The organism is Nonomuraea sp. NPDC049684 (genome assembly GCF_044465345.1).
Lineage (GTDB): Bacteria > Actinomycetota > Actinomycetes > Streptosporangiales > Streptosporangiaceae > Nonomuraea.
Map to the genome: position 1 here is coordinate 243524 of NZ_JBITLO010000004.1, position 25533 is coordinate 269056.

Genomic DNA, 25533 nt, shown 5'->3' on the forward strand with positions numbered 1-25533 from the left:
CCCGTCCAGCGATGGACAGTGGAAGGCCCTTACTGAGGAGCCAATACAGGCCGAGCAACCATCACATATAGCCCATTAACAGAGAAGCCGGACGCCATTCGGCTCGAGCTTTCCTAAGTGGGTGCCGCGGGTTCGAATCCTGCCGGGGGCACTCCCCTAGTCGACACCATCGGCCCCTGACCCGCGGTTTTTCAGCCACAGGTCTTTGCATTGCGGACCTTGATAGGCAACCGATGGTGCCCACATGCAGCCGTAAGACCATGATCAGGGGATATGCGCGGGATGATCTCGATCATGCATCCCAGCTCACAGCCCAATTCCCCGCCTCCGCTACCCACTACACCCGCCCAGACACTTGAACGAACGCCATGGGCAATCGTGCCAAATAGGTGCGTGACCCCTGGAGGTGTACGGTCGCCCGCCGAATACGCGCCCCGCGCCCGGGGCCACACTGTCGCCACAGAGCCCAGCGGACTGCGACCAGCACATTTAGGAGCCACGGCATCCTCCCTTCGGGACGCCAACAAGCGCCCCTTCCTCAGGAGAAACTCCGCCGCGACCCCGACGCTGCCCTGTCAGGCCTGGATCTCGGCACGCCAACGAGATCAGCAACATCAAGACCTACCGGACGGAGCACAGCGTCCCCACTGGGAGGAGAACGAGCATCTCGAATGGGTGCGGCTCTAGCCGAGTGAGGGGTTGAGCTGGGCGTTCGCATCCCGGTACGCCTGCGGCAACACAGCCACCCGTGCGCCCGGTCGCCATCGGGGCACTGTCACCACCCCGACCACCCCCGACTCGGCCGGACCGATGTCAGTCCTATCGGCCGAGAACTCGGGCTCTTCCACCAGCCAGGTCGCCTCGCCCAGGATCTCCTCCACAGTCTCCCTGGCGATCACCAACCGCGACAACCGGCTCTCCTCGGTATCAAGCTGCTGGTTCAGCTCGGCGATCTGCTCACGGATCCCCTCGATCCGTCGACGCGCCGCCGTTTCCCGTCGCGCCAGTTCCTCCAGTAACGAGCCCATCGCCACCACCGCCTCGCACGTTTGCTCACACGGTAGACAACGACCACCCGGCCAGACAGTCCTGGCAGTAAACGCCCAGCTCAACCCCTCACTCGGCTAGAGCCGCACCCATCAGGCCGGCCGAGACATCACCGCCGAGGCTGACAGGGACGATCGGTGAGTTCTGACCGGCGCTCCCCTGCGGCGACTCAACATGCGCACGCCACCGGGCTGGCCCAGATCTTCCAGTCTGCCGGCGACATGCTCGTCTACGAAGGCGGGGAGCCGTACCGGTGGGCGCGATGGCCCACACCGCCAGCTCCGGCAACGACCTCGGCAGCGGCGGTGGATGCTGTCCTGCTCGAAAATACGGTCTCGTGCTGTGAACTGCGGTTTTGCTGCGCGTCCAGGGCAGCGACTGCGACCATCGCCAAGTGTTGTTGTCGCTGGTCTATCAGTTGCTGAGGAACCTCTTCGGCCTGCTGACGATCCTGGTTCGCGCTGATCTGTCCAAGGACGTTGAGCTGCTGGTTCTTCGTCACGAAAACCAGGTGCTCCGCCGCCAACTCGACGGCCGGCCGCAGTGGGACCACGCCGACCGGCTCTGGCTTGCAGCGCTATCGCGGCTGGTCTGCCGCCACCAGTGGACCAAAATCTTCCCGGTCCCTCCAGCGACGATCCTGCGTTGGCATCGTCACCTGGTAGCCCGTGAGTGGACCTTCACCGACAGGCGGTGCCCGGGACGGCCCCGCACCCGTCAACCCGTTAAGAGACTGATCGTTCGGATGGAGCGGGAGAACCCGACCTGGGGGCACCGGAGAATCCAAGGCGAGTTGGCGCGCATGGGCTATCCGATCGCTGCCTCCACGGTATGGGAGATCCTGCACACAGCCGTTATCGATCCGGCACCCCGCCGGGCCGGGCCGACCTGGCGACAGTTCCTAACCGCACAAGCCCACGCGATCGTTGCCTGCGACTTCCTGGTGGTCGAGACGATGATGCTCAAACGCCTGTACGTGCTGGTCTTCATCGAGCACGGCACCCGAAGACTGCACCTGGCCGGAGTAGCCGCGAGCCCAAACCGGGGCGTAGCCGCGAGCCCAAACCGGGGCATGGACAGTGCAGCAGGCCCGCAATCTCATGATGGATCTTGGTGATCGCATCTCAGGGCTGCGGTTCGTGATCCACGATCGAGACCCGCTCTTCACCTCCGCCTTCCGGGAGGTCTTCACATCTGAAGGGCTGCGGGACATCACCACGCTGCCGCGGACGCCGAGAATGAACGCCATCTGCGAGCGCGTCATCGGCACCCTACGCCGCGAACTCCTCGACCGGATCCTGATCCTCAACGAACGCCACCTGACCCTTGTGCTTCAGGAGTACCTGATCCACTACAACGGGCACCGGCCGCACCAGTCCAGGCACCAATGTCCCCCGGACATCGCAACCCAACCCGCCCGCGACGTAACCGACCTCAACGACCAGGGGATCGTCCGCCGAAAACCCGTCGTCACAGGCACGATCAACGAATACCACCACGCCGCTTAACCGCAGCTCAGACCACGTAACTCAATATTCGAGCGGCACAGGATCGAGGACCGGGTGCGCGCCTGGCAAGCCGACTTCGCCCAGCACCGGGAGGCGGAAAGCAGCGCCGGAGCAGGCAGCGAGTGAACCCGATCGACGCCTACACCAGCGCTCCGCGCCCCTCTCCTGTCATGGTGTGGACGCCCGCTCAGACCCGTGTGTTCCTCGACCATGCCCGCCGCCACCGCCTGTTCGCCCTGTACCAGCTGATCGCGCTGCGCGGGCTACGCCGGGGCGAGGCGTGCGGGCTACGGTGGAAGGAGGTCGACCTCGACGACCACAGTCTGACGGTGAACTGGCAGCTGGTGCAGCTGGGCTTGGCAGGTCCACGAGGGCACCCCGAAGACCGACGCCTCGGTACGTTCCATCGCGCTGGACACCGACACCGCCCATCCTGCGCGCCCACCGACAGCAGCAACTGCAGGAACGCCTGGCCGTGGGCGAGGCATGGGTCGACACCGGGTTCGTTTTCACCCAGCCTGACGGCCCTCGCCTGCACCCCCAGCACGTCTCCGACCAGTTCCTGTGGCTGGCCTACCTGGCCGGCCTGCCACCCACCCGGCTGCACGACCTCCGGCATGGCGCCGCCTCGCTCATGCTGGCCGCCGGAGTGGACATGAAAGTGGTCCAGGAAACGCTGGGCCACACCTCCAGCGCGTTCACCGCCGACACCTACACCTCCGTCTACCCACAGGTGGCCACGGCAGCGGCCGAGAAGACCGCCGCCCTGCCGTTCGGCAAGGAAGACCAGGCCGAAACCGGGAGAGTCGTCTCGCTGAGGAACTGACAGTCGGATTAAGCATCCGGCCCCGCATTCGCTGACTGCTCCCGGCGAGGCGGGGCCGCTGTTCTTGCTGAGCCGGCCCGGGATGGCTGATGATCATGGTTTGTGCAGGGTTGGTGCAACCGAGCACGCACGGAGCGCGCAACCGCTAGACGAAAATTCTAGAACGCATCCGACGCTGCATTCGCGCAGGTCAGGCCATGATCAAAGCGCGCCCTGCAGGATTCGAACCTGCGACCGTCGGATTAGAAGTCCGGTGCTCTATCCAGCTGAGCTAAGGGCGCTCCTGCCTTATTGTGCATGATCCGGCGACTTGTCACGCACACGTTCTGCTCGTGTCAGGCCGACAGGGCGATCACCAGCCACATGAACAGGGTTCCCGTGACCGTGGCGGCCAGGGTCCAGCCGGTGGCGCGTCTGGTTGTGTGGGCCTCCGGGAGGATGTCGGAGATCGCCAGATAGAGGAGGAATCCGGCGAAAAGGCCCAGGTAGGCGGTCAGGACGTGGGCCGGGATGGCGATGAGGAAGGTCAGGGTGGCGCCGATCACGGGGGCGAGGGCGTCCAGGGCCAGGAGGGTGAGGGCGCGGCGGCGGGCGTTTCCGTACAGAGATGTGATCGTGTACGTGTTGAAGCCGTCGGTGAAGTCGTGGGCGATGACGCCGATGGCCACGGCGGCGGCGAGCGAGGCGTCCGTCTGGTAGGAGGCTCCGATGGCGGCGCCGTCCAGGAGGCTGTGGATGACCAGGGCGGATCCGGCCGTGACGCCTACGCCGGCTCGGGCGTGGCGGTGGGCGGCGTAGTCGCCTTCGTGGGCGTCGTGCATGCCCATGGAGCGTTCGACGATGTGGATGCCGAGGAACGCCAGGGCGAACATGAGCATCGGGAGGGGGACGCCGAGCACGTCGAGGGCGTCCCGGGTGAGGGCTTCAGGGAGGAGGTCGAAGGCCACCACGCCGAGCATCACGCCCGCGGCGGCGCCGAGCACGAGGTGGCGGTTGTTCTTGACGCGGTCGGCGACCAGCCCGCCCAGCAGCGTCATGAGGAAGGCCGCCAAGGAGAGCAGGATGGGCACGGTTCCTCAGGCTAGGGGGTGGCCGGGAGGCAGGGGCGGTACGACACTCGGCCGCGGAATTCGAGGGCACAGGGGGATTCGAGGCATGAACGGAATCGCGGGCACGGGTTCGAGAACAGGCACGTGAGCGGCACGGGTTTCGAGGACAGGCTCGCAGGAGCACGGGTTCGAGGACCGGCTCGCGGTGGGCGCGGGTTCGCGGACCACCTCGCGGGAGGACACGGCTCCGGAGACAGGCGCGCAAAAAGGCGCAGGTTCCAGGACAGGCTCAGCAACAGCACAGGATTCAGGGCCAGGCTGGTGGAAGGGCGCGGGTTCAGGGCCAGGCTCGCGGAAGAGCACGGGTTCAGGGAAGGCGCTCGCGGAAGAGCACGGGGAGGGCTCACGCAAGGGCCCGGGTGCAGGGAGAGGCTCACAGAAGGACACGGGTTCGGGGAAAGGGGCGGGATCCGCAGGGCACGGCGTCCGTCGGTCGCGGAGGCGTCGGTGGTGGGTGCGGGTCGGTGTGGGTGCAGGGCGGTGCGGCGCAGTGCGGGGCGGAACGGGCAGCGCAGAGCGGGCAGCGCAGAGCGGGCAGCGCAGAGCGGGCAGCGCAGAGCGGGCAGCGCAGAGCGGGGGCGGGGCAGGCGGTGCGGGGTGGTGCGGCGCAGTGCGGGACGGAACGGGCGGCACGGAGCGGGCGGCACGGAGCGGGGGGCGGGGCAGGCGGGGCGGTGCGGGGCGCGCAATGGGGTGATCCCGGTACGGGGGCAGGGTGGCCCGGAGTTGGGTAAGGACGTGCCGGAAAGCGGGGAGACGGGGGCAGGTGGGGAGGGAGGGGGTGGGGGAAAGGGCAGGCGGCCCTGGGGCAAATGGGGCTAAGCTGTTGTGGCATGGTCGCGACGCTCCTGCATGAGATTCCCCTGCAGGGCGGGGACGTGACAGACGGGGTGGTGCGCGTCGGTGACACGGTGCGCAGGCCGGTCGGTCCGGCCACGCCCGCCGTGCACGCCCTGCTCAGACACCTTGAGGCAGCCGGGTTCGGGGGTGCGCCGCGGGTCCTGGGAACGGACGGCTTAGGGCGCGAGATCCTCACGTACGTCCCGGGGCGAAGCGGGTTGTGCCTGGCCGGTTCGAGCGATGCGTTCCTGGTGGACCTGGCGATGCTGGTCAGAGAGTTCCATGACGCGACCGCCGGGTTCCCGCTCGACGCCGGCGGGTGGGAAGGCGGGTCGAACGACGACCGCGCGCCGGAGGTCATCGGGCATTGCGACCTGACGCCGGACAACGTGATCTTCCGTCAGGACGCCGGCGTCCCCATGGCCGCCCCCGTCGCGCTGATCGACTTCGACCTCGCCCGGCCCACCACCCGGCTGTTCGACATCGTCACCACCCTCCGCCACTGGGCCCCGATCGCCGACCCCGTCGACCGCCACCCCCTCCAGCGCGACGCCGACGTCGGAGCCAGGATCCGCCTGTTCTGCGACGCCTACGGCCTCGCGCCGCGCGAGCGCCGGCGGCTGCTCGAACTGTCCAGGCTCCGCTTCCACCGCTCCTACGACGTCATGCGCACCCGCGCCCGGGCCGGCGGGAACTGGGGCAAGATGTGGGCAGGCGGCGCCGGGGAACGCATCCGCCGGGCGGCAGCCTGGCTGGATGTGCACGAAGATGAGCTTCATGCCCATTTGGTATGACCCGCTAGGTCTCGCGCTCGGTGTCGCACTCGACCAGGTTCTCGGCGATCCGCGCAGCTCGGCCCACCCCGTCGCCCTGTTCGGACGGGCGGCGGCGAAGCTGGAGGAGTCGTCGTACGGCGACACGAGGTGGCGCGGGGTGGTCCATGTCGGGATCTGCGTCGGGAGCGCGGCCGCCCTGGGCGTGCTGGCCCAGCGGAGCGGCGACCGGGCCGTCCGTACGGCGGTGACGGCGTTCGCCACGTGGGCCGTGCTCGGCGGCACGACGCTCGCCCGCGAAGGCGTGCACATGGCCGAGGCCCTGGAGCAGGACGATCTCCGGCGGGCCCGGGCCAGGCTCCCCCACCTGTGCGGCCGCGACCCCGCGGCGCTGGAGGCGCCCGAGCTGGCCAGGGCGACGGTGGAGTCGCTGGCGGAGAACACCTCCGACGCCGTGGTCGCCCCGCTGTTCTGGGGCGCGGTGGCGGGCGTGCCGGGGCTGCTGGCCTACCGGGCGATCAACACGCTGGACGCCATGATCGGCCACCACTCCCCCCGCTACGAACGGTTCGGCTGGGCCGCGGCCCGGCTCGACGACGCGGCGAACTACGTACCGGCACGCGTGACGGGACTGCTGACGGCGGCGCTGGCCGACGACCCCGTCCGGGCGCTGCGGATGTTGCGACGGGACGGCCACCGCCACCCCAGCCCGAACGCGGGCAGGTGCGAGGCCGCCTTCGCCGGCGCGCTCGGCGTCACCCTCGGCGGCACGAACGTGTACGGCGGCCGGACGGAACACCGCCCCACGATGGGCGACGGCCCCAAGCCGGACGTCAAGGACATCCGGCGCGCCGCCCGGCTCACCCGCGCGGTCGGACTGGCGGCGGCGGGGCTGGCCGTGCTGACCGCATGGGGCCTGCGCCGCCGCCGTTCCGGATAATGGCGGCGGTAATCAGCTGAATGGCGGTCAGCTCATTATCCGATTGAGATTGATCGCCAGCCAGATGACGAATGCGGCGACGGCGGTGACGGCGACCAGACCCTTCACCGCGTGGTGCGCGGTCTCCCGCCGCACCGTCACCTGCCGCTGCGTCTGCTTCCAGACCTGGCGAAGCATGATCATGTTCTGGAAGCGGCGTCCGAGCGCGAACAGGGCCAGCCCGATGAGGACGAACAGAATGACACGACCATCGGCAGGTTCCACGACACGGCCCCCTTTTTCGATCTTGAAGAAGAAGCGTGCCCCCGCACATTTGGTTACTCACGATACTCGTCTTGCAGCTGTTTGTTGATTAATTTACCGGGTCGAGATCCACCACAATGGGAGCGTGATCCGAGGGGCCTTTCCCCTTGCGCGCCTCGCGGTCGACGTACGCCGCCCGCACCCGTTCCGCGACGTCGGCGCTGGCGTAGACCAGGTCGATCCGCATGCCCTTGTTCTGGTGGAACATCCCGGCCCGGTAGTCCCAGTACGTGTACGGGTGCGGCCCCTTCATCGGCGTCGGCACCACGTCGCGCAGGCCGAGGTCGAGCAGCTCGGCGAGCGCGCGGCGTTCGGCGGGGGTGACGTGCGTGGAGCCGGCGAACAGCGCGGGATCCCAGACGTCGGCGTCGGTCGGCGCCACGTTGTAGTCGCCGCAGGCCACCAGCGGCGAGCCGGCCTCCTCGGCCAGCGCGTCCCGCAGCGCGGCGAACCACGCCAGCTTGTAGGCGTAGTGCGGCGAGCCGACCGCGCGGCCGTTCGGCGCGTACAGGGACCAGACCCGCAGGCCGCCGCAGGTCGCGCCGAGCGCGCGGGCCTCGGGACGGGCGGCGCCCACCCCGTCGAGCTCGGCGAAGCCCGGCTCGCCGGGGAAGCTCGGCGTCACCTCCTCCAGCCCGACCCTCGACAGCACGGCGACGCCGTTCCACCGGCCGTCGCCGTGGGCGGCGGCGGCGTAGCCGAGCTCGCCCACCTCTGCCACGGGGAACGACTCCGCGGGACACTTCGTCTCCTGCAGGCAGACGATGTCGGGCTCGGTCGCGGCCAGCCAGTCGAGCAGGCGCGGCAGCCGTGCCTTGACCGAGTTCACGTTCCAGGTCGCCAGGCGCATCCTCCCAGCCTGCCACGACCACTCGCGGCAGCCGAGGTCAGACCGCCTTCATGAGGGCGGCCGAGACGTCGCGCAGGAAGCCGCCCGCGCCCGCGTCGAGCGCGGCCTTGGCCTGGCGCACGGCGTCGAGGACGTTGCCCGCCGCGCTCGGCGAGTCCTCCACCACCATGCGCAGCTCGACCTCCAGCGGGGAGCCGCCGAACCCCTCGCCCTCCAGCCGGATGAAGGCGATCTTGCGGTCGTCGAGGAAGGGCAGGTACTGGGCGCCGACGTGGGTGGAGGTGCCGGCGCCGGACGCCTTGGTGGCCCGCTTGCCGGCCATCCTGGCCGGGTCCTGGAGGTTGACGAAGTCCATGTTGCCCCCGGCCAGGAGCTGGTGGCCGGCGCGCAGCCGGACCCCGCTCGCGGTCAGGGCGTCGACCAGCGCCCGGTGCACGAGCGTGGCGCCGAAGGAGCTCTTCAGGTCGTCGCCGAGCAGCGGCAGCCCGGCCGCGGCGAAGCGGTCGCGCCAGCGTGCGGAGCGGGCGAGCACGGCGGGCATGCAGTTGACGAACGCGCAGCCGGCCTCGATCGCGGCCTCGGCGTACCGCTCGGCGGCGCGCTGGGCGCCGGTGGGCAGGAAGTTCACCACGACCTGGGAGCCGGTCTCGCGCAGGTGGGCGGCCACGTCGGCGACCGTCGCGGCGCCGCTCGGCTCGACCAGCCCGGCCGAGCCCTCGCCCACGCCGTCGGCCAGGATTCCCTCGCGCACCGGCACGTCCAGGTGCGGCACGTCGGCGAAGCGGCGGGAGTTGTTCGGCGGCGCCCAGATCGCCTGCGACAGGTCCAGGCCGAGCTTGGCCCGGCCGACGTCGAAGGCGGCGGTGAAACGCACGTCGGAGACTGCGTACCCGGCGCACACGGGGTTGAGCAGGCCGGGCGCCTCGCCGTCGCGGTAGTACTCGACGCCCTGCACGAGGGACGACACGCAGTTGCCCACGCCGACGAGGGCGACGTTCACGGTGGTCATGCCGGAGTTCATATCAGGCCGGTCCGGCGGGCGACGGCGGCGGCCTCCACCCGGGAGGCGGCGCCCAGCTTGGCCATGATGTTCGACACGTGCACGCCGGAGGTCCTGGCCGAGATGAACAGCCGCTCGGCGATCTGCCTGTTGCTCAGGCCCTCGGCGACCAGGCCCAGCACCTCCAGCTCGCGGGCCGACAGCCCCGGCGTCGCCGACAGCGTCACCCGGGCGGTGGCCGCCGCCGCCTCCGCCTGCCGGCGCAGCGGCTCCGCGCCGAGCGCGGCGGCGATGGCCAGGGCCTCGCGCAACGGCTCGCGGGCCCGCGCCGGGTCCCGCTCGGCCGCGCCGACCAGCGCCCGCCCCAGCCCGTACGGCTGCCCCACGGCCCGCCAGGCGGCCACCGCACCGGCCCACGAGCCGCCGAGCTCGGCCTCGAACGTGGCCCGGTACGCCTCCTGCAGCCGCCCGACGGTGGGCAGGCCCGGCGGCGCGGCGCGCACCCGTCCGATGCGGGCCGCGAGCGCCAGCAGCGGCCAGGCGTAGCGGCGGCTGCGGGTCAGGTCGTGCTCCGACAGCACATGATCGACCACCCGGCGCGCCCGGTCCAGGTCTCCCCCGGCCTCGGCGAGGCGGCATTCGAGCAGGTCGGGCTCCAGGCAGGAGTCGTAGCCGCGGGACCGCCCGCGCATGAGCGGCCTGGCCTGCGCGAGCAGCGCGCCGGCCGCGGACAGCGAGCCCTCCTGCACCGCGACCGTGCCGAGCACCAGCAGGATCCAAGCGCGGTAGATCGGCGGCGGGTCGAGGGCGAGCGCGGGGGCGGCGACCTCGCGGGCCTCCGTCCAGCGGCCCAGCGAGGCGAGCGGCTCGGCCAGGTTGGCGGCCAGGTGGGCGCCGCGCGAGCGGGTCAGGCCCAGCCGGGCGGCCTCGGCGATGCCGCGCCGCGCGACCGCCTCGGCCCTGGCGTGCTCGCCGGCGGCCTCCAGCGCGTCGGCCTCGCCGGCGTAGGAGACGAGCAGCGTGTCGTCGTCGGGCGCGCTGATCCGGGCGCGGGCGTACAGGGCGGAGGCGGTGGCGAGGTCGTCGTCGAGCGCGGCGAGCGCGGCCAGGGTGACCAGGGACCTGGCGTCGCCCAGCGCGTACGCCTCCTCGGCGCGGGCGCGGGCCTCGTCGTCCTGGCCGTGCCAGGCCAGCGTGCAGGCCAGGGCGCCGAGCAGCCGGGACTCGCGGGGGGCCAGCCGGACGGCCTCGCGCAGGTCGTCCAGGCCCTCCTCGCCGTGCAGGTCGCGGATGGCGACGCGCAGCTCCAGCAGGTGGGCCGCGCGCAGCGGGTCGGCGACCTCGGCGAGCGCCCGGCCGGCCAGGTCGTCGGCGCGGTGGGCGTCGCCGTCGCGCAGGGCGTCCCTGGCGGCGTCTTCGAGCACCTGGGCGTGGTCCTGGCCGTCGGCGTGCGCCCACAGCTCCAGCACCAGGTCCCATCTGCGGGCCCGCCAGGCGGCCTCGAAGGCGCGCGGCCCGTCGCCGGCCGCGTGCCAGTGGTCGGCGGCCAGGTCGGGCTGGGCGGGGGCGCAGCGGGCGTGCAGGCGGCGGCGTTCGCCGGGGAGCAGGTCGTCGTAGACGGCCTCGCGGATGAGCGCGTGCCGGAAGACGTAGGCGTCGCCGTCCACGAGCAGCAGCCGGGCCCGTACGACCGGCCGCAGCGCCTCGTCGAGCGCCAGGTCGTCGAGGCCGGCGACCTGGCGCAGCACCTCGTGGGGCGTCCTGCGCCCGGCCACGGCGGCGATCCGCAGCACGTCGAGACCGGGCCCCGGCAGCCTCTCGGCCCCGGCCAGCAGCAGCTCGCGCAGCGAGGCGGGGGTCGTCTCGCCCGCCTCGGCCAGCGCCTCGGCGAACAGCGGGTTGCCCTCGCTGCGCGCCACGATCGCGTCGACGTCGTCGCGGCCGAGCAGGCGGGCCACCTCGTCGCGGCCGAGCGGCGGCACCCTGACCAGCTCCGCGCCGGGCAGCCGCAGCGGCTCGCGCGAGGTCGCGACGACCATCGCGCCGGGCCGCGTCAGGTTGCGCAGCAGGTACGCCAGCAGGTCGCGGGCGGCCTGGTCGGCCCAGTGCAGATCCTCCAGCACGATCACCAGCGGACGGCGCTCGGCGGCCCGCTCGACCAGCAGCAGCACCTCCTCGAACAGCCGGGCGCGGCCCAGGTCGGGCGTGTCGTCCAGCTCCCCGAGCTCGGGCAGCAGGCAGGCCAGCCCCTTGCGCCCGGCGCCCGGCACCAGCCCGGCGCCGTACTCCCTGACCAGGCGGCGCAGCACGGGCACGAACGGCGCGTACGCCGGCCCGCCCGGATCGGCCCCGCCCTCGGCCACCAGCGCGTCCACCCCGCCGGCGAACCGCGCGACCAGCCTGGACTTGCCGATCCCCGCCTCGCCCACGACCAGCACCGCACTCGGGGTACGGGCCCACGCGGCGGCCAGCCGGCCCAGTTCGGCCTCACGTCCCACGAACACACCTCTCATTATGAAGAGGCGGCTACGCATCATGCCCGATCCGGTCCAAAGCGGGATTCGTCATCGTCGATGGCATGATGACGCGTTCGTTGGGCCTGATGATGGCTGCCTCGGTGACCGGGATGCTCGGTTTCTTCCTGCTGTTCTCCACCGTCCCCCTGTACGCGGCGACCGGCGGGTCCGGCGCGTCCGGCGCGGGCCTGGCGACCGGCGCGATGATGCTGTCCACGGTGCTCGCCGAGCTGGCCGTCCCCTGGCTGCTGTCGCGGCACGGCTACCGGACGGCGATGGCGCTCGGCCTGGTGCTGCTCGGCCTGCCCGCCCTGCTGCTGCCGCTGTCGGCGGAGCTGCCCGTGGTGCTGGCCGTGTCGCTGCTGCGCGGCGCGGGCCTCGGCGTGCTCGTGGTCGCCGGCACCGCGCTCACCGCCGACCTGGTGCCCGCCGAGCGCCGCGGTGAAGGGCTCGGCCTGTACGGCCTGGCCGTCGGCGTGCCCTCGGTCGCCGGTCTGCCGCTGGGTCTGTGGGCGGCCGACGTGCTCGGGTTCGCGCCCGTCCTCGTGGTGGCCGGGCTGCTGCCGCTGGCCGGGCTCGTGGCGGTGACCGGCCTGCCCGCCGGCAGGCCCGCGACGGCCGGCGCGGGCGGGCGGGCCGGCGGGCTGGCCGCGCCGATGCTGGTCTTCGCCTCGGTCACGGTCTCCGTCGGCGTGCTGGTGACGTTCCTGCCGCTGGCGGGCTCGCCGGGACTGGCCTCGGCGGCCCTGCTCGCCCAGTCGCTCGCCACGCCGGCGGCCCGCTGGTGGGCGGGCCGGTTCGGCGACCGCCACGGCCCGGCCAGGCTGCTCGTGCCGGGCCTGCTCGCCGCCGCCGCGGGCACCGCGCTGCAGGCGTGGACGACGGCTCCCGTTGCGGTCGTGGCCGGGATGGCGCTGTTCGGGGCGGGGTTCGGGGTGCTGCAGAACGCGACGCTGACGGTGATGCTCCAGCGCGGCGAGCCGGCCCGCGTCAGCGCCCTGTGGAACCTGGCCTACGACGCCGGGATGGGCGTGGGCGCGACGGGGTTCGGGCTGGTGCTCGGGCACACCGGCTACCGGCTGGGGTTCGTGCTGGTCGCCGCGCTCGTCGTGACGACGATCCCGCTGGCCAGGGTCAGGCCCGCGTACGCGGAACTCCCACGGTGATCTCGTGGCCGAGGCGGCGGCCGGTCAGCAGCTCCAGGTCGTCGCCGCTCCAGAACCTGCCCGGGTCGTACCAGTTGGGACGCCGGCCGCCGGGCAGCAGCCCCATCTCCTCGTAGGTGACGGCCACGACCTCCGCGCAGTACGCGCTCTCCAGCGTGGCCTCCTTCCTGGCCCGCCGCGGGACCCGGCCCCTGGCCCAGCGGGCGGCCAGCCGGGCGGTGGACGGGAACGGGGTGCCGTCGAGCCGGGCGACCACGCGCAGCGCGGCGTCCTCCATCTCGGGGGTGGCCTGCGGTTCGAGCTGGCGCAGCCAGGGACGCTGGCCGTAGCGGTCGGCCCAGACGGTGACCGCGTCGCGCAGGTCGTGCAGCTGGACCCCGCGCTGGTGGGTGCCCGCCCACAGGTCGAGCAGCGACTTTCCCAGCTCGGCGTGCCACATCATGGGCGGCAGGTCCTCGATCACGATCGCCATGCCCACGTGGTTGACCGGGCTGTTGGTCATCGTCTGGATGGCCCGGTCGGGCACGGACCGGCCGCGGAAGATCCACAGATCGCCGGTTCTGGTCACCTTGACGGCCTCGTCGAGAGTCAGCACATCGCTAGCCTAGGCACATGCGCTGGTGGAAGATGCTCGGTCTGGCGGGAATCGCGGGGGTCGCGGCCACGGGGGTGGTGATCGCGCGCGCCGAACGCAGGCGGCGGGCGTACACGCCCGAGGAGATCAGGACGCGGCTGCGGGAACGCGTCGAGGCGGCGTCCGAGGCGGGTCAGCCCGAGGGGCGCAGCTCGTAGGCGAAGACCACGTCCGGGTAGGCGGGGTTGTCGTCGTACCCCTGCACACCGCCCAGGTAGGCCCTCTGGTACCGCACCACCCAGGGCAGCGCCGCGGCGGCCCGCACGTCGAGCACGCGCCCGGTGGCCTGCTCGTACGCCGCCTGCGCGGCCTCCTTGTCGGTCACGCTCAGCTCGGGCAGCCCGTCGAGCAGCTCGTCCAGGGTCCTGTCGCGCAGGTAGGCGAGGTTGAACACCGGCGGGTCGCCGCCGCGGAAGACGTTGCCGAACCACGAGTAGCCGTCGGGGTAGTCGGGCCACCAGTACATGACGAAGATGTCCTGGCCGCGTTTCCTGCCCTGCTCCCACTGGGCCTTCCAGGGCATGGCGCGGGCGTCGAGCGTGACGTTCAGCGGCTTCAGCTCCGCCGCCAGGCTGGTGGCCAGCAGCCGCTGGTCGTGGTCGCCCTGCGCGTAGGTGAGCGTCAGCCGCAGCGGCCGGCCCGCGGGTCCGTACCCGGCGCGGCCCAGCAGGGCCGCCGCACCCGCCAGGTCCTGCCGGGGCGGGCGGCCGGCGACGTGGCCGGTCAGCCCCTCAGGGACGATGCCGCCGGCCGGCGCGACCGCGCCCCTGAGCGCTCTGACCAGGCCGCGGTAGTCCACGGCCTTCTGCACCGCGCGGCGCACCCGCACGTCCTTCATCGGCCCGCTCGCGGTGTTGAACAGCAGCATGGCCGTCTGGTACGAGTCCCGCTCGCTGGTGCGCACCCCGGGCGTGACCGCGGCCCTGGCGAACAGCCGGGGGCTGAGCCGGTCCACGAAGCTCACCTCGCCGCGGGCCAGCATCCGCCACGCGCGGTCGGGGTCGGGCACGACGCGGTACTTGACCGTGCTGTAGTGCGGCTTGTCCCATCCGCCCCAGTACTTGGGGTACGCCTTGAGCGTCAGCTCCTCCTCCTGGCCCGGATGCCAGGCCGCCACCGTGTACGGCCCCGACCCGGCGTCCCTGCCCGCGCCGAGCCATGAGCGCAGGTCCGGCGCCGCCTGCGTGTCGTAGATGTAGGCCGCGTACCCGGAGGAGGCCACCAGGTCGAGCGGCACGGCGTACTTCAGGGCGAAGGTGACCGTGCTCGCGTCCTCGGCCTTGACGGAGGAGACGGCGTCCCAGATGTAGGACGCGCCCGCGCCGGTCTTGATCGTGCGCTCGATCGACGCCTTGACCGCCGCGGCGTCCACCGGCCGGCCAGTGTGGAAGGTCGCGCCCTGGCGCAGCGTGAACGTCCAGGTGCGGCCGTCGGGCGTCGAGCGCCAGGAGGTGGCCAGGCGGGGGGAGGACTTCTTGGTGAAGGGGTTCCAGAGGGTCAGGGTCTCGTAGACGTTCTGGAAGGCGATCAGCTCGTTGGAGTAGGAGCTCGCGGGGTCCCAGTCGGAGATGACGTCCAGGTTCTGCGCGTACACGAAGACCGACTCGGCGGCGGGGGGCCGGGGGACCTCCGTGGGCCCGGAACAGGCCGACAGAAGCGCCAGCGCGGCGGCCGCTGCGAGACGACGGCGCAACGCATCTCCCTCTGTAACCGATTTGGGGGAAACCTACTGCAAGATCACGGACACATGTCCAAAAGTCCCGAAAAATTGGGCAATTGGGTGATCGAATTGCTATCCTCTGGGCTTGTCCCGTCCGGGGTTGCCAGCAGGGGACCGACCGGAGTGAGGTGCCATGGGTCGTAGCCGGACGATCCGCATGAAGATCATCGGACTACTACTCGTGCCTCTGACCTCCATGGTCGTGTTGTGGGGCGTGATCACCGCCGTCACCGCCGGCGAGAGCCTGGAGCTGCGTCAGTACAAGACACTCTGGACGAACCTCCGCCATCCGGCGTACAAGTTGATCAGCGAGCTCCAGCACGAGCGTCTCTCCTCGGCCAAGCTGCTGCGCCGGGCCGCCTCCCAGAAGGACGTGGCCGACCAGCGCACCCGCACCGACGCCGCCAGGGACGAGTTCAGAAAGCTCTCCAGCAACTCCAAGGACCGATCGGAAGAGATCCGTACGCAGGTGGACGCGGTGTACACGCAGCTCGGCAGGCTCGACGCGATCCGTGGTGAGATCGACGACGGCCTGTCCGACCGTCTGCTCGCCGGCGAGGCGTACAACACCGTGATCGACTCCCTCTACGGCCTGCACCGGCGCGTCGCGCTCATCGACGACATCCCGATCTACGAGCAGTCCCGTGTGATCATCGAGCTGGGCTACGCCAAGGAGCTGCTGACCAGGGAGCAGGCCATCGCGCTCGGCCCGGTCACGCCGGCGGAACGCCGGCAGTTCACCCAGATCGTCGGCAACCGGCGCTTCCTCATCGACCAGGGGCTCGGCGAGCTGGACACGAGCCTGCGCGACACCCAGGTCTCCCTCGTCACCTCCCCCGTCTACCAGCGCATGCGGCTGATGGAGGACCGGATCATCGCCGGCGCCACGCCGCCGCGCGGCTGGCTGAGCACCACCGAGTCGATCTCCAAGACGTACGGGGAGTCGCTCATGCGGGCCAGCACGCTGCTCAACGCGCGCGCCGACCCGGTGGCCGACCAGGTGCTGTCGCGGGCGTTCATCCTGGCCGGCACGTGTTTCCTGCTGGTCATCGTGTCGATCGTGTTCTCGCTGCGGATGGGCAACCGGCTGTCGAAGGAGCTGGGCGCGCTCCGGCTCGCCGCGCTGGAGGTGGCCCAGGAGCGGCTGCCGCACGTGGTGGCCAAGCTGCGCAAGGGCGAGAGGGTGGAGATGCCGGAGTTGTCGGTGGCCACCAGCACGGTCGAGATCGGCGACGTCGGCCAGGCCTTCTCCACCGTCCAGCAGACCGCCGTCGAGGCCGCGATCGGCCAGGCGCAGCTCAGCGAGGGCGTCGGGCACGTCTTCCGCAACCTCGCCCGGCGCTCCCAGGCCCTGCTGCACCGCCAGCGCATCCAGCTTGAGGACATGCAGCACCGCGCGACGGACCCCGAGGCCCTGGACGACCTGTTCCGCCTCGACCACCTGACCACCCGCATGCGCCGCCACGCCGAGGGCCTGATCATCCTGTCGGGCGCCACCCCGGGCCGCGGCTGGAGCAAGCCGGTGCCGCTGCTCGACGTGGCCCGCGGCGCGACGGCCGAGGTGGAGGACTACCGCCGGGTCACCGTCGAGCCGATGTCCGGCCAGCGCCTGGCCGGGCCGGTGGTCGGCGACGTGATCCACCTGGTCGCCGAGCTCATCGAGAACGCGACCGTCTACTCGCCGCCGCACACGCAGGTCATCGTGCGCGGCGAGGAGACCGCCCGCGGCTTCGCCTTCGAGGTCGAGGACCGCGGGCTCGGGCTGAGCGCCCAGGAGCTGGCCGAGCTCAACGAGCGGCTGGCCAGCCCACCCGAGTTCGACCTGGCCGACAGCGACAAGCTGGGGCTTTTCGTCGTCTCCCGCCTGGCCGCCAGGCACGACATCCGCGTGACGCTACGCGGTTCACCATATGGAGGGACCACCGCGATCGTGTTGATCCCGGCTGAGCACGTCGCCGATCCGGAACCGGAGGCCGACGTGAAGGAGCCCGCCCGTCCTGTGATGCGGGTGGTGCCAAGTGAGTGACGAGCGCTGGCTGGACGAGGACGCCGGTCCGATCGTCCCGGCCTACCTGCTGACCAGGGGCCGTACGGTGCCCGCGAGCGAGGCCATCGACCTCATCGCGGTCATCGTCACCGCCGGCGGGCTGACGCCCCCGGTCGGGCTCGGGCCCGAGCACCTGATCATCATGCAGAAGTGCACCAAGCCGACCCGGCTGGTGGACGTGGCCGCCGAGCTGAACCTGCCCATCGGCGTGGTCCGGGTGCTGGTCGGCGACCTGCACGCGCGGCAGCTCGTCCAGGTCGAGCTGCCGCCCCCCGCGCCGGACGCCAAGGTGCTGCTGGAAGTGATCAGTGGGCTGAAGGCGCTGTGACGGCCCGGCTGTTCAGCTTTCCGTAGACGGTGGCGAACACCGCCGCGACCAGCCCGGCCGCCGCGGCGGTGCCGAACACCCACTGGAAGCCCAGGACGCCGGGGCGCGCGGCCAGGATCGCGGCGATGGCCGCGCCCGCCACGCTGCCGCCGACGATGCGCACCAGCGCGTTGACCCCCGCGGCCAGCGCGGTCCTGGACGGCTCGACGTGCTCGACGGCCATCGTGCCCAGCGCGGCGTAGCCGATGCCGAGGCCGATGCCCATGAGGGACGAGGCCACGTACAGAGTGGCCGGGCTGCCGTGCTCGAACGCCAGCCACGCCCCCGCGAGCCCGGTCACGCCCGCGCCCGTCGCCACCATGAACGAGGCGGCGAACCGGCGCATGATCCGCCCCGCGAACAGCGAGATGACCAGCATGAACAGGGTGCTCGGCAGCAGGAACAGCCCGACCTGGAGGGTCGAGGCGCCGAAGCCGAAGCCGGTGGCCTTCGGAACCTGGGCGAACTGCGACATGCCGGTCAGCATCGTGAAGAACGAGAACCCGAGCAGCATCGAGGAGACCGTCGCGCCGATCGTGCCCCTGTGCACCAGCATCGACATCTCGACCAGCGGCTCGGCCACCCTGCGCTCGACCAGCACCCACACCACGGCCAGCACGGCGGCCCCGGCGAACAGGCCGAGCACGCCGGGCGACGTCCAGCCCCACGAGCCGCCCTCGCTGATCGCCAGCAGCAGCGCGACCAGCCAGGCGGTCAGCAGCGCGGCCCCCGCGAGGTCGGGGCGGCCCTTGCCGGCCGGCGCCACGTCCCGCACGAGGAAGGCCAGGATCACGACGGCCACCAGCGAGATCCCGCCGGTGATCCAGAACACCAGGTGGTAGTCACCGGCGGCCAGCCCGGCCAGGATCATGCCGCCGCCGCTGCCGAACCCCATCGTCGCGCTCAGCACGCCGATGCCGGTCGCGAGCTGCTGCCTGGGCAGCAGGTCGCGGACCACGCCGATCGACAACGGGACCAGCGCGGACACCGCCCCTTGCAGGATCCGGGCGATGATCAACCAGGTCAGCGACGTGGCCATCGCCGCCATGACCGAGCCCACCACCAGCAGGCCCAGCGCGCCGAGGATCATCGGGCGCCGGCCGTACATGTCGCCGAAGCGCGACAGCAGCGGCGTGGAGACCGCCGCGACCAGCAGGCTGATGGTGAGCGTCCAGCTCACGGCCGAGAGCGAGGCGTGCAGCTCCCGCTGCAGCACGGGAAGCAAGGGGACCACGGCGGTGTTCTGGAGTGCGGCGATGGAGGCCGCGAACGCCAGGGAGACCACCGTGGGCCAGGGATTGCGCATCGACGTCTCACGCGTCGCGGATACGACGGCTGTCGCCATGTCGGCTCCTTTAGATAACTTAGGTAAGTAACCGAGCAACGATGATACATACGTAAGTTAGGTAAGCAAACAGATGGGCGAAGATCTCAACAGGACGGTGTCGGCCTTCCGGCGGCTGGTCGTCACGCTCAACCGCGCCAAGACCCACGAATGGCTCACCGAGGCGGCCGGCATCCGGCTCGACCGGCCCGACGTGCAGATCATCGTCTACCTGCTCGACGCGGGCGAGCCCCGCAGGATCGGCATGATCGCCGAGGGGCTGCAGGTCGAGAGCCCGCACGTGACCAGGCACGTCGCGGCCCTTGAGCAGCGCGGGCTGGTCGAGCGCGTACGCGACCCCGACGACCGGCGGGCCTGGCGCATCGCGCTCACCGAGGAGGGGGCCGAGGTGGCGAGCAGGTGCCGCCGGGTCACCACCGAGTGGTTCGAGGAGGTGCTGTCCGACTGGCCGGAGCAGGAGCGCGCCGACCTGTCCCGGCTGATGACCAAGCTGTCGGACGACTTCTGCGAGCGCATGCGCGCCCGGTACACCTGAGAAAACGTGTTGCGGGGCCGGGGGCGCGGGCGGCATGCTCGTGCCCGTGGTCATCCAGCTGATCGTCCGGCGAATGCGCATGCCGCACCCGTCCGGGGGTTCCCGCCGCTGAACCGGCGGCCCCCGGCCCGTTCCAGACGGGTGGGGGCGCTGGTGTGCCCGGCGGTTTCATAAGCCGCTCCAGGCGGGTTCGATCCCCGCACCCGTCACCACATTGCTGGTAGAGATGGGCCATGCGGATTTCGGTGGCGGCGGACAGCAACGACGGGGTGGCCGGGCGCATCGTGGCCGAGCTGCGCGGTCGGGGTCACGAGGTGCTGACCCACGGCGCACTCGACGACGGCGAGCGCGACGACTGGGCGTGGGCCTGCGAGCTGGCCGCCAGAGACGTCGCGGAGGGCCGGGCCGACCAGGCGGTGGTCTGCTGCTGGACGGGCACGGGCGCCTCCATCGCGGCCAACAAGGTGCCCGGCGTGCGGGCCGCGCTCTGCGCCGACGCCTACACCGCCGACGGGGCGCGCAAGTGGAACGACGCCAACGTGCTGGCCCTCAGCCTCCGTCTGACCTCCGACGTCGTGCTCGGCGAGATCCTCGACGCCTGGTTCGGCGGGCGGCCCAGCACCGACCCGGCCGACGTGGCCAACGTGGCGCACCTCGCGGAGATCTAGGCTCTGCGGCATGGACAACTTACGGTGCACGCATTGCGGCGAGGAGGGGCTCGAACCCGGCTTCGTCGCCGACCAGGGTGAGCACTCCCGGGGGTACGCCCGCTGGGTCGAGGGGGCGCTGTCACGCGGGATCTTCGGCGGCGCCCGGCTGATGGGCCGTCCCAAGTGGGAGATCGACGCCTACCGCTGCCGCTCCTGCCACCACCTCGAACTGTTCGCCACCCGCCCCGACTAGCTCCGTCCGCCGTCGCGGGCGGCTCACGACCCTCACGTCCGAGGGCACGGAAATCGTCGGTGCCGCCCTCTAGGGTGCTGGGCATGACCGACGTGCTGATCCGCGGCGGCCGGCCCTGGGGGCTCGCGTCCCCCGCCGACCTGCTCGTCCGCGACGGCCGCATCCACCGGGTGGGCCCGTCCCTCGACGCGCCCGGCGCCCTCGTCCTCGACGTGTCCGGTCAGCTCGTCCTGCCCGGTCTCGTCGACGCCCACTGCCACCTCGACAAGACGCTCTACGGCGGCCCCTGGATCCCCCACTCCGCCGACGACTCGCTGGCCGGCCGCATCGCCAACGACCTGGGCCGCCGCGCCGAGCTGGGGGTGCCGAGCGCCGAGCGCGCCGCCGCGCTGCTGGCCCGGATGAGCCAGGCCGGCACCACCCACGTGCGCACCCACACCGACATCGACCCGTCCGTGGGCCTGCGGGGCGTGGAGGCCGTGCGCGAGGCCGCCGCCCGCTCCCCCGTCCACGTGCAGCAGGTCGCCTTCCCGCAACACGGCGTGCTCACCAACCCCGGCACCGCCGACCTGCTGGCCGAGGCGCTCAGCGGCGGCGTCGAGGCGATCGGCGGCCTCGACCCGGCCGGCGTCGACCGCGATCCCGTGCGCCACCTCGACCTGATCTTCGGCCTGGCCGACCGGTTCGGCGCGCGCATCGACATCCACCTCCACGACGGCGGCTCGCTGGGCGGCTGGGAGCTGGAGCTGATCACCGAGCGCACCAAGGCGCTGGGGCTCGGCGGCCGGGTCACGGTCAGCCACGCGTACGCGCTGGGCGAGCTCGGCGAGGCCGCCCAGGATCGCCTGATCCAGGGCTTCGCCGAGGCGGGCGTGGCCATCGCCACCGCCGCCGTCTACAGCTACCCGGTGCCGCCGGTCAAGAAGCTGCGCGCCGCGGGCGTCACCGTCGCCTGCGGCCACGACGGCGTCCGCGACCTGTGGGGTCCCTACGGCTCGGGCGACATGCTGGAGCGCGCGATGCACCTCGCCTACCGCAGCGCGTTCCGCCGCGACGAGGACATCGAGCTCGCCCTGGAGGCCGCGACCGTGGGCGGCGCGCTGGCCCTCGGGCTGCCCGGCTACGGCCTGGCTCCGGGCGACCGGGCCGACCTCGTCGTGGTGCCCGCGAGCGGCCCCGGAGAGGCCGTGGTCGTTCACCCTCGGCGCACTCTGGTCATGAAAGACGGCGTAGTCCTGCACAATTGACCGGCGGGACCATCGAAAGGCAGGCAAGTGCTCTCTATTCACCAGCGGATCGCGGCAGAGCTCGGCGTGCGCGACGGGCAGGTGCAGGCGGCGGTCGATCTGCTCGACGGCGGCGCCACCGTGCCGTTCATCGCGCGCTACCGCAAGGAGGTCACCGGCGCCCTCGACGACGCGCAGCTCCGCACGCTCGAAGAACGGCTGCGCTACCTCCGCGAGCTCGACGAGCGCAGGGCGGCGATCCTGGAGTCGATCGAGTCTCAGGGCAAGCTCGACGACGAGCTGCGCGCGCAGATCATGGCGGCCGAGACCAAGGCCAGGCTCGAAGACATCTACCTGCCCTACAAGCCCAAGCGGCGCACCAAGGCGCAGATCGCCCGCGAGCTCGGCCTGGAGCCGCTGGCCGACAAGCTGCTCGGCGACCCGACGCTCCACCCGGCCACGGTCGCCGCGGAGTTCGTCACCGAGGGCGTGGCCGACGCCGGCGCGGCCCTCGAAGGGGCCAGGGCGATCCTGATCGAGCGGTTCGCCGAAGACGCCGACCTCATCGGCGAGCTGCGTGAGCGGCTGTGGAGCCGCGGCCGGCTCGTGTCGAAGGTGCGCGAGGGCAAGCAGGAGGCGGGGGCCAAGTTCTCCGACTACTTCGACTTCACCGAGCCGTTCACCAAGCTCCCCTCCCACCGCATCCTGGCGATGTTCAGGGGCGAGAAGGAGGAGGTGCTCAACGTCGCGCTGGAGCCCGACGAGACCGCCGACTACGAGCTGCGCATCGGCGCCCGGTTCGGCATCTCCGACAAGGGGCGTCCGGCCGACACGTGGCTGGCCGAGACCGTGCGCTGGGCCTGGCGCACCCGCATCCTGGTGCACCTCGGCATCGACCTGCGCATGCGCCTGTGGCAGGCCGCCGAGGACGAAGCGGTGCGCGTGTTCGCCGCCAACCTGCGCGACCTGCTGCTGGCCGCCCCGGCCGGCACCCGGGCGACCATGGGCCTCGACCCCGGCCTGCGCACCGGCGTGAAGGTGGCCGTGGTCGACGCCACGGGCAAGGTCGTCGAGACCGCCACCATCTACCCCCACGAGCCCAAGCGCCAGTGGGACCAGTCCCTGGCCGTGCTCGGCGCGCTGGCCCAGAAGCACGGCGTCGAGCTCATCGCCATCGGCAACGGCACCGCCTCGCGCGAGACCGACAAGCTGGCCGGCGACCTGGTCAAGCTCATGCCGTCGATCACCAAGATCGTGGTGTCGGAGGCGGGCGCCTCGGTCTACTCGGCCTCGGCCTACGCCTCCCAGGAGCTGCCCGACCTCGACGTGTCGCTGCGCGGCGCGGTCTCCATCGCGCGCCGGCTGCAGGATCCGCTCGCCGAGCTGGTCAAGATCGACCCCAAGTCGATCGGCGTCGGCCAGTACCAGCATGACCTGGCCGAGTCCAAGCTCTCCCGCTCGCTCGACGCCGTCGTCGAAGACTGCGTCAACGCGGTCGGGGTCGACGTCAACACGGCGTCCGCGCCGCTGCTCACCCGGGTGTCGGGCATCGGGGCGACGCTGGCCGAGGGCATCGTGCGCCACCGCGACGCCAACGGCCCGTTCCGCACCCGCACGGCGCTGAAGGAGGTCTCTCGGCTCGGGCCCAAGGCGTTCGAGCAGTGCGCGGGCTTCCTGCGCATCCCGGGCGGCGACGACCCGCTCGACGCCTCCAGCGTGCACCCGGAGGCCTACCCGGTGGTCCGGCGCATCCTGAGCTCGGTCCAGACCGACCTCAAGTCGCTGATCGGCAACACCTCGGCCCTGCACACGATCCGGCCGCAGGACTTCACCGACGACACCTTCGGCCTGCCGACCGTCACCGACATCCTGCGCGAGCTGGAGAAGCCGGGGCGCGACCCGCGTCCGGCGTTCAAGACGGCGGCCTTCAAGGAGGGCGTGGAGAAGATCTCCGACCTGGTGGCGGGGATGATCCTGGAGGGCGTGGTCACCAACGTGGCCGCCTTCGGCGCGTTCGTCGACATCGGCGTCCACCAGGACGGCCTGGTCCACGTGTCGGCCATGTCCCGCACGTTCGTCAAGGATCCGCGCGACGTGGTCAAGCCGGGCGACATCGTGCGGGTCAAGGTCCTTGAGGTGGACATCCCGCGCAAGCGCATCTCCCTGACCCTGCGCCTGGAGGACGACGTCCCCCAGCCGTCCGCGGAGGGCCGCCCGCCCCGCAAGTCGGGCGCCCGCTCGGACGGACCCCGCAACGAGCCCCGCCGCGACGGCTCCGCTCGTGACGGCTCCGCCCCCCGTGGCGAGGGCGGCCGCGACGGCGGCTCCCGCGGCGACGGCCGCGACGGCGGCCGGGGTGAAGGTGGCCGGGGCGACGGCACGCGCGGCGGTGGCGGTCGTGACGGCGGACGTGGCCAGGGTGGTCGTGGCGACGGTGGTCGTGGCCAGGGTCGCGGCGACGGTCAGCGCGGCGGACAGCGCCGCCAGGACCGTCCGGCTCCCATGGGCGCGATGGCCGAAGCCCTCCGCAAGGCGGGCCTCGGCGGCGACAACCGCTGACGTCAGCCCCTGACGGCGGGCCGGCCTCACAACCGGCCCACCGTCAGGGCTCCCCTGCCACCAGCCCACTGTCAACCGGCTCATCCCCCACTAGGCGGAGGGTTTGCAGTGGGGGCGATACGGTCGGAGGGTGAGGACAACTGTGTTTTCCATGGCTGTCGGCCAAGCCCGCGACCTGCTTCGCTGGCGCTCGCCGCTGCGGACCGAGCTCTGGGCGGCCCGGCTCACCGCCGCTCTGGAGCCCGATGAGGTCAGGCCGTTCCTGCGGGAGCTGGCCGAGGACGGCAGCGCCGAGTCGCGTCTCACCCTCGCCGCCCTGGCCGCGGTCGACAGGCCCGGATGGACGGGGGCGGAATCCTCTCCGGACGTTGATCACGAGTCGGCCGAGCCGGGTGAGACGGCGGTCGGGTGGCACGGGGCGGATGGCGATCAGGAGGGTGCGGAATCGGGCGCGGCGCCGGACGCCTCTCGGGGGGAAGCGCGGTCTGAAGCGGGAGCGCGGCCGGGGGCGGGGGTGCTGCGGGTCCTGGGGGTGGAGGTTCCCGGGATGACCGAGGCCGAGCTCGGGCTGCCCGGGTGGGTGCGGCGTATGGGGCAGGTGACCTGTGAAGGAGCCTGGTACGGCAAGGCCGACCCGTACGGCGAGCAGACGCTGGCCGTCCTGTCCTTCCGGTACGCGAACGGCAAGGAGCCGCACATCCTCGTCGTCGGCATTGACCAGCCCAACGGCGGCCTCGCGGTGGACGCCGTCGTCGAGGAGGTCAAGTTCCTCGACGACCTGGGCCTGAGCCCGGCCGATCCCGGGGTGGTGGCCGGGCGGGTGCTGGACGCGTTCGAGCTGGGCGACCGGATCATGGGGGCTCAGGTGGCCGACACGCTGCCCGCCGTCCGTCCGCTGGCCATCGCGCGGGCTCTCGCCGTGCCCGGGCTCGTACGGCAGGCGCCCGACGGCACGATGGCCGATTTCCACGAGCTGCCCGATGTGCCGGGGGCGCGGGAGGCGTTCGAGAAGTTGGCGGAGTTTGTGGGTGAGCGTCCGCTTTGGTGGAGTCCGGCGCGGGTGAGCCAGTTTTTGACGTCGTGGCTGCCGAGGGAGGCCATCCTGTCGGACCCGGCGGTGGCGGCGATGCCGGAGGTGGTCCGGGCGTGGAGCCGGTTCAACGGCGCCCATCCCGCCGTACTGCACCAGATCGACGTGGACGCCCCGCGCCTGCCCGCCCTGATGGCCGACGAGTCCCTGGCAAGTCTCGGCAAACGCATCGCCCGCCAGCAGCTGTGAGGCGGCTCCTCCCCATCGGCCGCCGGCAGCTGTGAAGTGG

The 25533-nt window shown here is 71.8% G+C and carries 24 protein-coding genes and 2 tRNA genes; 16 read left to right on the top strand and 10 right to left on the bottom strand.

The genetic code is table 11. The features are described from left to right. Window positions 1-683: 683 nt before the first annotated feature. A complete protein-coding gene (locus tag ACIBST_RS15070) occupies window positions 684-1028 on the bottom strand; it encodes a hypothetical protein (RefSeq protein WP_397172030.1) in 345 nt (114 codons plus the stop codon). 413 nt (window positions 1029-1441) lie between these two features. Between ACIBST_RS15070 and ACIBST_RS15075 the strand changes: the two genes are divergently transcribed. The 3 genes from ACIBST_RS15075 (at window position 1442) to ACIBST_RS15085 (ending at window position 3381) form a co-directional block, all read left to right on the top strand. Then, window positions 1442-2164 carry a hypothetical protein gene (locus ACIBST_RS15075; protein WP_397172031.1) on the top strand — a complete coding sequence of 241 codons (723 nt, stop codon included), beginning with the start codon at window positions 1442-1444 and terminating at the stop codon, window positions 2162-2164. Beyond that, window positions 2127-2555 (top strand): integrase core domain-containing protein, encoded by a 429-nt coding sequence (locus ACIBST_RS15080; RefSeq protein ID WP_397172033.1) that lies wholly within the window; start codon window positions 2127-2129, stop codon window positions 2553-2555. The genes ACIBST_RS15075 and ACIBST_RS15080 overlap by 38 nt, the downstream gene beginning before the upstream one ends. A 475-nt stretch (window positions 2556-3030) precedes the next feature. Then, window positions 3031-3381, top strand: coding sequence for a tyrosine-type recombinase/integrase (locus ACIBST_RS15085; protein ID WP_397172035.1), 351 nt, complete (start codon window positions 3031-3033; stop codon window positions 3379-3381). Between the two features lie 207 nt (window positions 3382-3588). Here ACIBST_RS15085 and ACIBST_RS15090 read toward each other — a convergent pair. Together ACIBST_RS15090 and ACIBST_RS15095 are read right to left on the bottom strand one after the other, a co-directional pair. Further along, window positions 3589-3662 (bottom strand) — tRNA-Arg (locus ACIBST_RS15090). Window positions 3663-3716: 54 nt separating this feature from the next. Next, the gene (locus tag ACIBST_RS15095) at window positions 3717-4451 is read right to left on the bottom strand and encodes a ZIP family metal transporter (protein ID WP_397172036.1); all 735 of its coding nucleotides are present in this window, start codon (window positions 4449-4451) and stop codon (window positions 3717-3719) included. A gap of 917 nt (window positions 4452-5368) precedes the next feature. Here ACIBST_RS15095 and ACIBST_RS15100 point away from each other — a divergent pair. Both ACIBST_RS15100 and ACIBST_RS15105 read left to right on the top strand, forming a co-directional pair. Next, entirely contained in the window at window positions 5369-6124 is a 756-nt protein-coding gene (locus ACIBST_RS15100) for an aminoglycoside phosphotransferase family protein (RefSeq protein WP_397172038.1), read from the top strand. Beyond that, a complete protein-coding gene (locus tag ACIBST_RS15105) occupies window positions 6108-7043 on the top strand; it encodes a cobalamin biosynthesis protein (protein WP_397172040.1) in 936 nt (311 codons plus the stop codon). Before ACIBST_RS15100 ends, ACIBST_RS15105 begins: the two co-directional genes overlap by 17 nt. Before the next feature lie 27 nt (window positions 7044-7070). On the opposite strand, the gene ACIBST_RS15110 is transcribed toward ACIBST_RS15105, so the two are convergent. The 4 genes from ACIBST_RS15110 to ACIBST_RS15125 form a co-directional block, all read right to left on the bottom strand. Next, window positions 7071-7307 (bottom strand): hypothetical protein, encoded by a 237-nt coding sequence (locus ACIBST_RS15110; RefSeq protein WP_357978197.1) that lies wholly within the window; start codon window positions 7305-7307, stop codon window positions 7071-7073. Window positions 7308-7395: 88 nt separating this feature from the next. Then, complete coding sequence (locus ACIBST_RS15115; protein WP_397172041.1) at window positions 7396-8196, bottom strand: exodeoxyribonuclease III; 801 nt, start codon at window positions 8194-8196, stop codon at window positions 7396-7398. A 37-nt stretch (window positions 8197-8233) separates the two neighbouring features. Then, window positions 8234-9205 carry an inositol-3-phosphate synthase gene (locus ACIBST_RS15120; protein WP_397172043.1) on the bottom strand — a complete coding sequence of 324 codons (972 nt, stop codon included), beginning with the start codon at window positions 9203-9205 and terminating at the stop codon, window positions 8234-8236. Window positions 9206-9213: 8 nt separating this feature from the next. Then, window positions 9214-11700: an ATP-binding protein gene (locus ACIBST_RS15125; protein ID WP_397172045.1), complete on the bottom strand. Its 2487-nt coding sequence runs from the start codon at window positions 11698-11700 to the stop codon at window positions 9214-9216. A gap of 74 nt (window positions 11701-11774) precedes the next feature. Here ACIBST_RS15125 and ACIBST_RS15130 point away from each other — a divergent pair, with 74 nt between their 5' ends. Then, entirely contained in the window at window positions 11775-12878 is a 1104-nt protein-coding gene (locus tag ACIBST_RS15130) for an MFS transporter (protein ID WP_397172046.1), read from the top strand. On the opposite strand, the gene ACIBST_RS15135 is transcribed toward ACIBST_RS15130, so the two are convergent. Next, window positions 12847-13470 carry a hypothetical protein gene (locus ACIBST_RS15135; RefSeq protein WP_397172583.1) on the bottom strand — a complete coding sequence of 208 codons (624 nt, stop codon included), beginning with the start codon at window positions 13468-13470 and terminating at the stop codon, window positions 12847-12849. The genes ACIBST_RS15130 and ACIBST_RS15135 overlap by 32 nt on opposite strands. Window positions 13471-13490: 20 nt before the next feature. Here ACIBST_RS15135 and ACIBST_RS15140 point away from each other — a divergent pair, with 20 nt between their 5' ends. Then, window positions 13491-13670, top strand: a complete 180-nt coding sequence (locus ACIBST_RS15140; RefSeq protein ID WP_397172048.1) for a hypothetical protein — start codon at window positions 13491-13493, stop codon at window positions 13668-13670. On the opposite strand, the gene ACIBST_RS15145 is transcribed toward ACIBST_RS15140, so the two are convergent. Then, window positions 13646-15205, bottom strand: a complete 1560-nt coding sequence (locus ACIBST_RS15145; protein ID WP_397172050.1) for an ABC transporter substrate-binding protein — start codon at window positions 15203-15205, stop codon at window positions 13646-13648. The two genes, ACIBST_RS15140 and ACIBST_RS15145, sit on opposite strands and share 25 nt — an antisense overlap. 184 nt (window positions 15206-15389) lie before the next feature. On the opposite strand from ACIBST_RS15145, the gene ACIBST_RS15150 reads away from it, so the two are divergent. Further along, on the top strand, window positions 15390-17258 hold the full coding sequence (locus ACIBST_RS15150; RefSeq protein WP_397172051.1) for a nitrate- and nitrite sensing domain-containing protein: 1869 nt from the start codon (window positions 15390-15392) through the stop codon (window positions 17256-17258). Then, window positions 17251-17607 carry a DUF742 domain-containing protein gene (locus tag ACIBST_RS15155; RefSeq protein WP_352328721.1) on the top strand — a complete coding sequence of 119 codons (357 nt, stop codon included), beginning with the start codon at window positions 17251-17253 and terminating at the stop codon, window positions 17605-17607. Before ACIBST_RS15150 ends, ACIBST_RS15155 begins: the two co-directional genes overlap by 8 nt. On the opposite strand, the gene ACIBST_RS15160 is transcribed toward ACIBST_RS15155, so the two are convergent. Then, complete coding sequence (locus tag ACIBST_RS15160) at window positions 17585-18991, bottom strand: MFS transporter (protein ID WP_397172053.1); 1407 nt, start codon at window positions 18989-18991, stop codon at window positions 17585-17587. The two genes, ACIBST_RS15155 and ACIBST_RS15160, sit on opposite strands and share 23 nt — an antisense overlap. Window positions 18992-19064: 73 nt before the next feature. Between ACIBST_RS15160 and ACIBST_RS15165 the strand changes: the two genes are divergently transcribed. From ACIBST_RS15165 to ACIBST_RS15195, 7 genes are all read left to right on the top strand, one after another. Continuing rightward, window positions 19065-19526: a MarR family winged helix-turn-helix transcriptional regulator gene (locus tag ACIBST_RS15165; RefSeq protein WP_397172055.1), complete on the top strand. Its 462-nt coding sequence runs from the start codon at window positions 19065-19067 to the stop codon at window positions 19524-19526. Between the two features lie 136 nt (window positions 19527-19662). Continuing rightward, window positions 19663-19738 (top strand) — tRNA-Met (locus tag ACIBST_RS15170). A 21-nt stretch (window positions 19739-19759) separates the two neighbouring features. Beyond that, on the top strand, window positions 19760-20194 hold the full coding sequence (locus ACIBST_RS15175; RefSeq protein WP_397172057.1) for an RpiB/LacA/LacB family sugar-phosphate isomerase: 435 nt from the start codon (window positions 19760-19762) through the stop codon (window positions 20192-20194). Between the two features lie 10 nt (window positions 20195-20204). After that, on the top strand, window positions 20205-20429 hold the full coding sequence (locus tag ACIBST_RS15180; RefSeq protein ID WP_357978227.1) for a hypothetical protein: 225 nt from the start codon (window positions 20205-20207) through the stop codon (window positions 20427-20429). Window positions 20430-20512: 83 nt separating this feature from the next. Next, window positions 20513-21676 (top strand): amidohydrolase, encoded by a 1164-nt coding sequence (locus tag ACIBST_RS15185; protein WP_397172058.1) that lies wholly within the window; start codon window positions 20513-20515, stop codon window positions 21674-21676. A gap of 27 nt (window positions 21677-21703) precedes the next feature. After that, window positions 21704-24214 (top strand): Tex family protein, encoded by a 2511-nt coding sequence (locus tag ACIBST_RS15190; RefSeq protein ID WP_397172060.1) that lies wholly within the window; start codon window positions 21704-21706, stop codon window positions 24212-24214. 151 nt (window positions 24215-24365) lie between these two features. Beyond that, window positions 24366-25493 (top strand): hypothetical protein, encoded by a 1128-nt coding sequence (locus ACIBST_RS15195; RefSeq protein ID WP_397172061.1) that lies wholly within the window; start codon window positions 24366-24368, stop codon window positions 25491-25493. Window positions 25494-25533 lie beyond the last annotated feature (40 nt).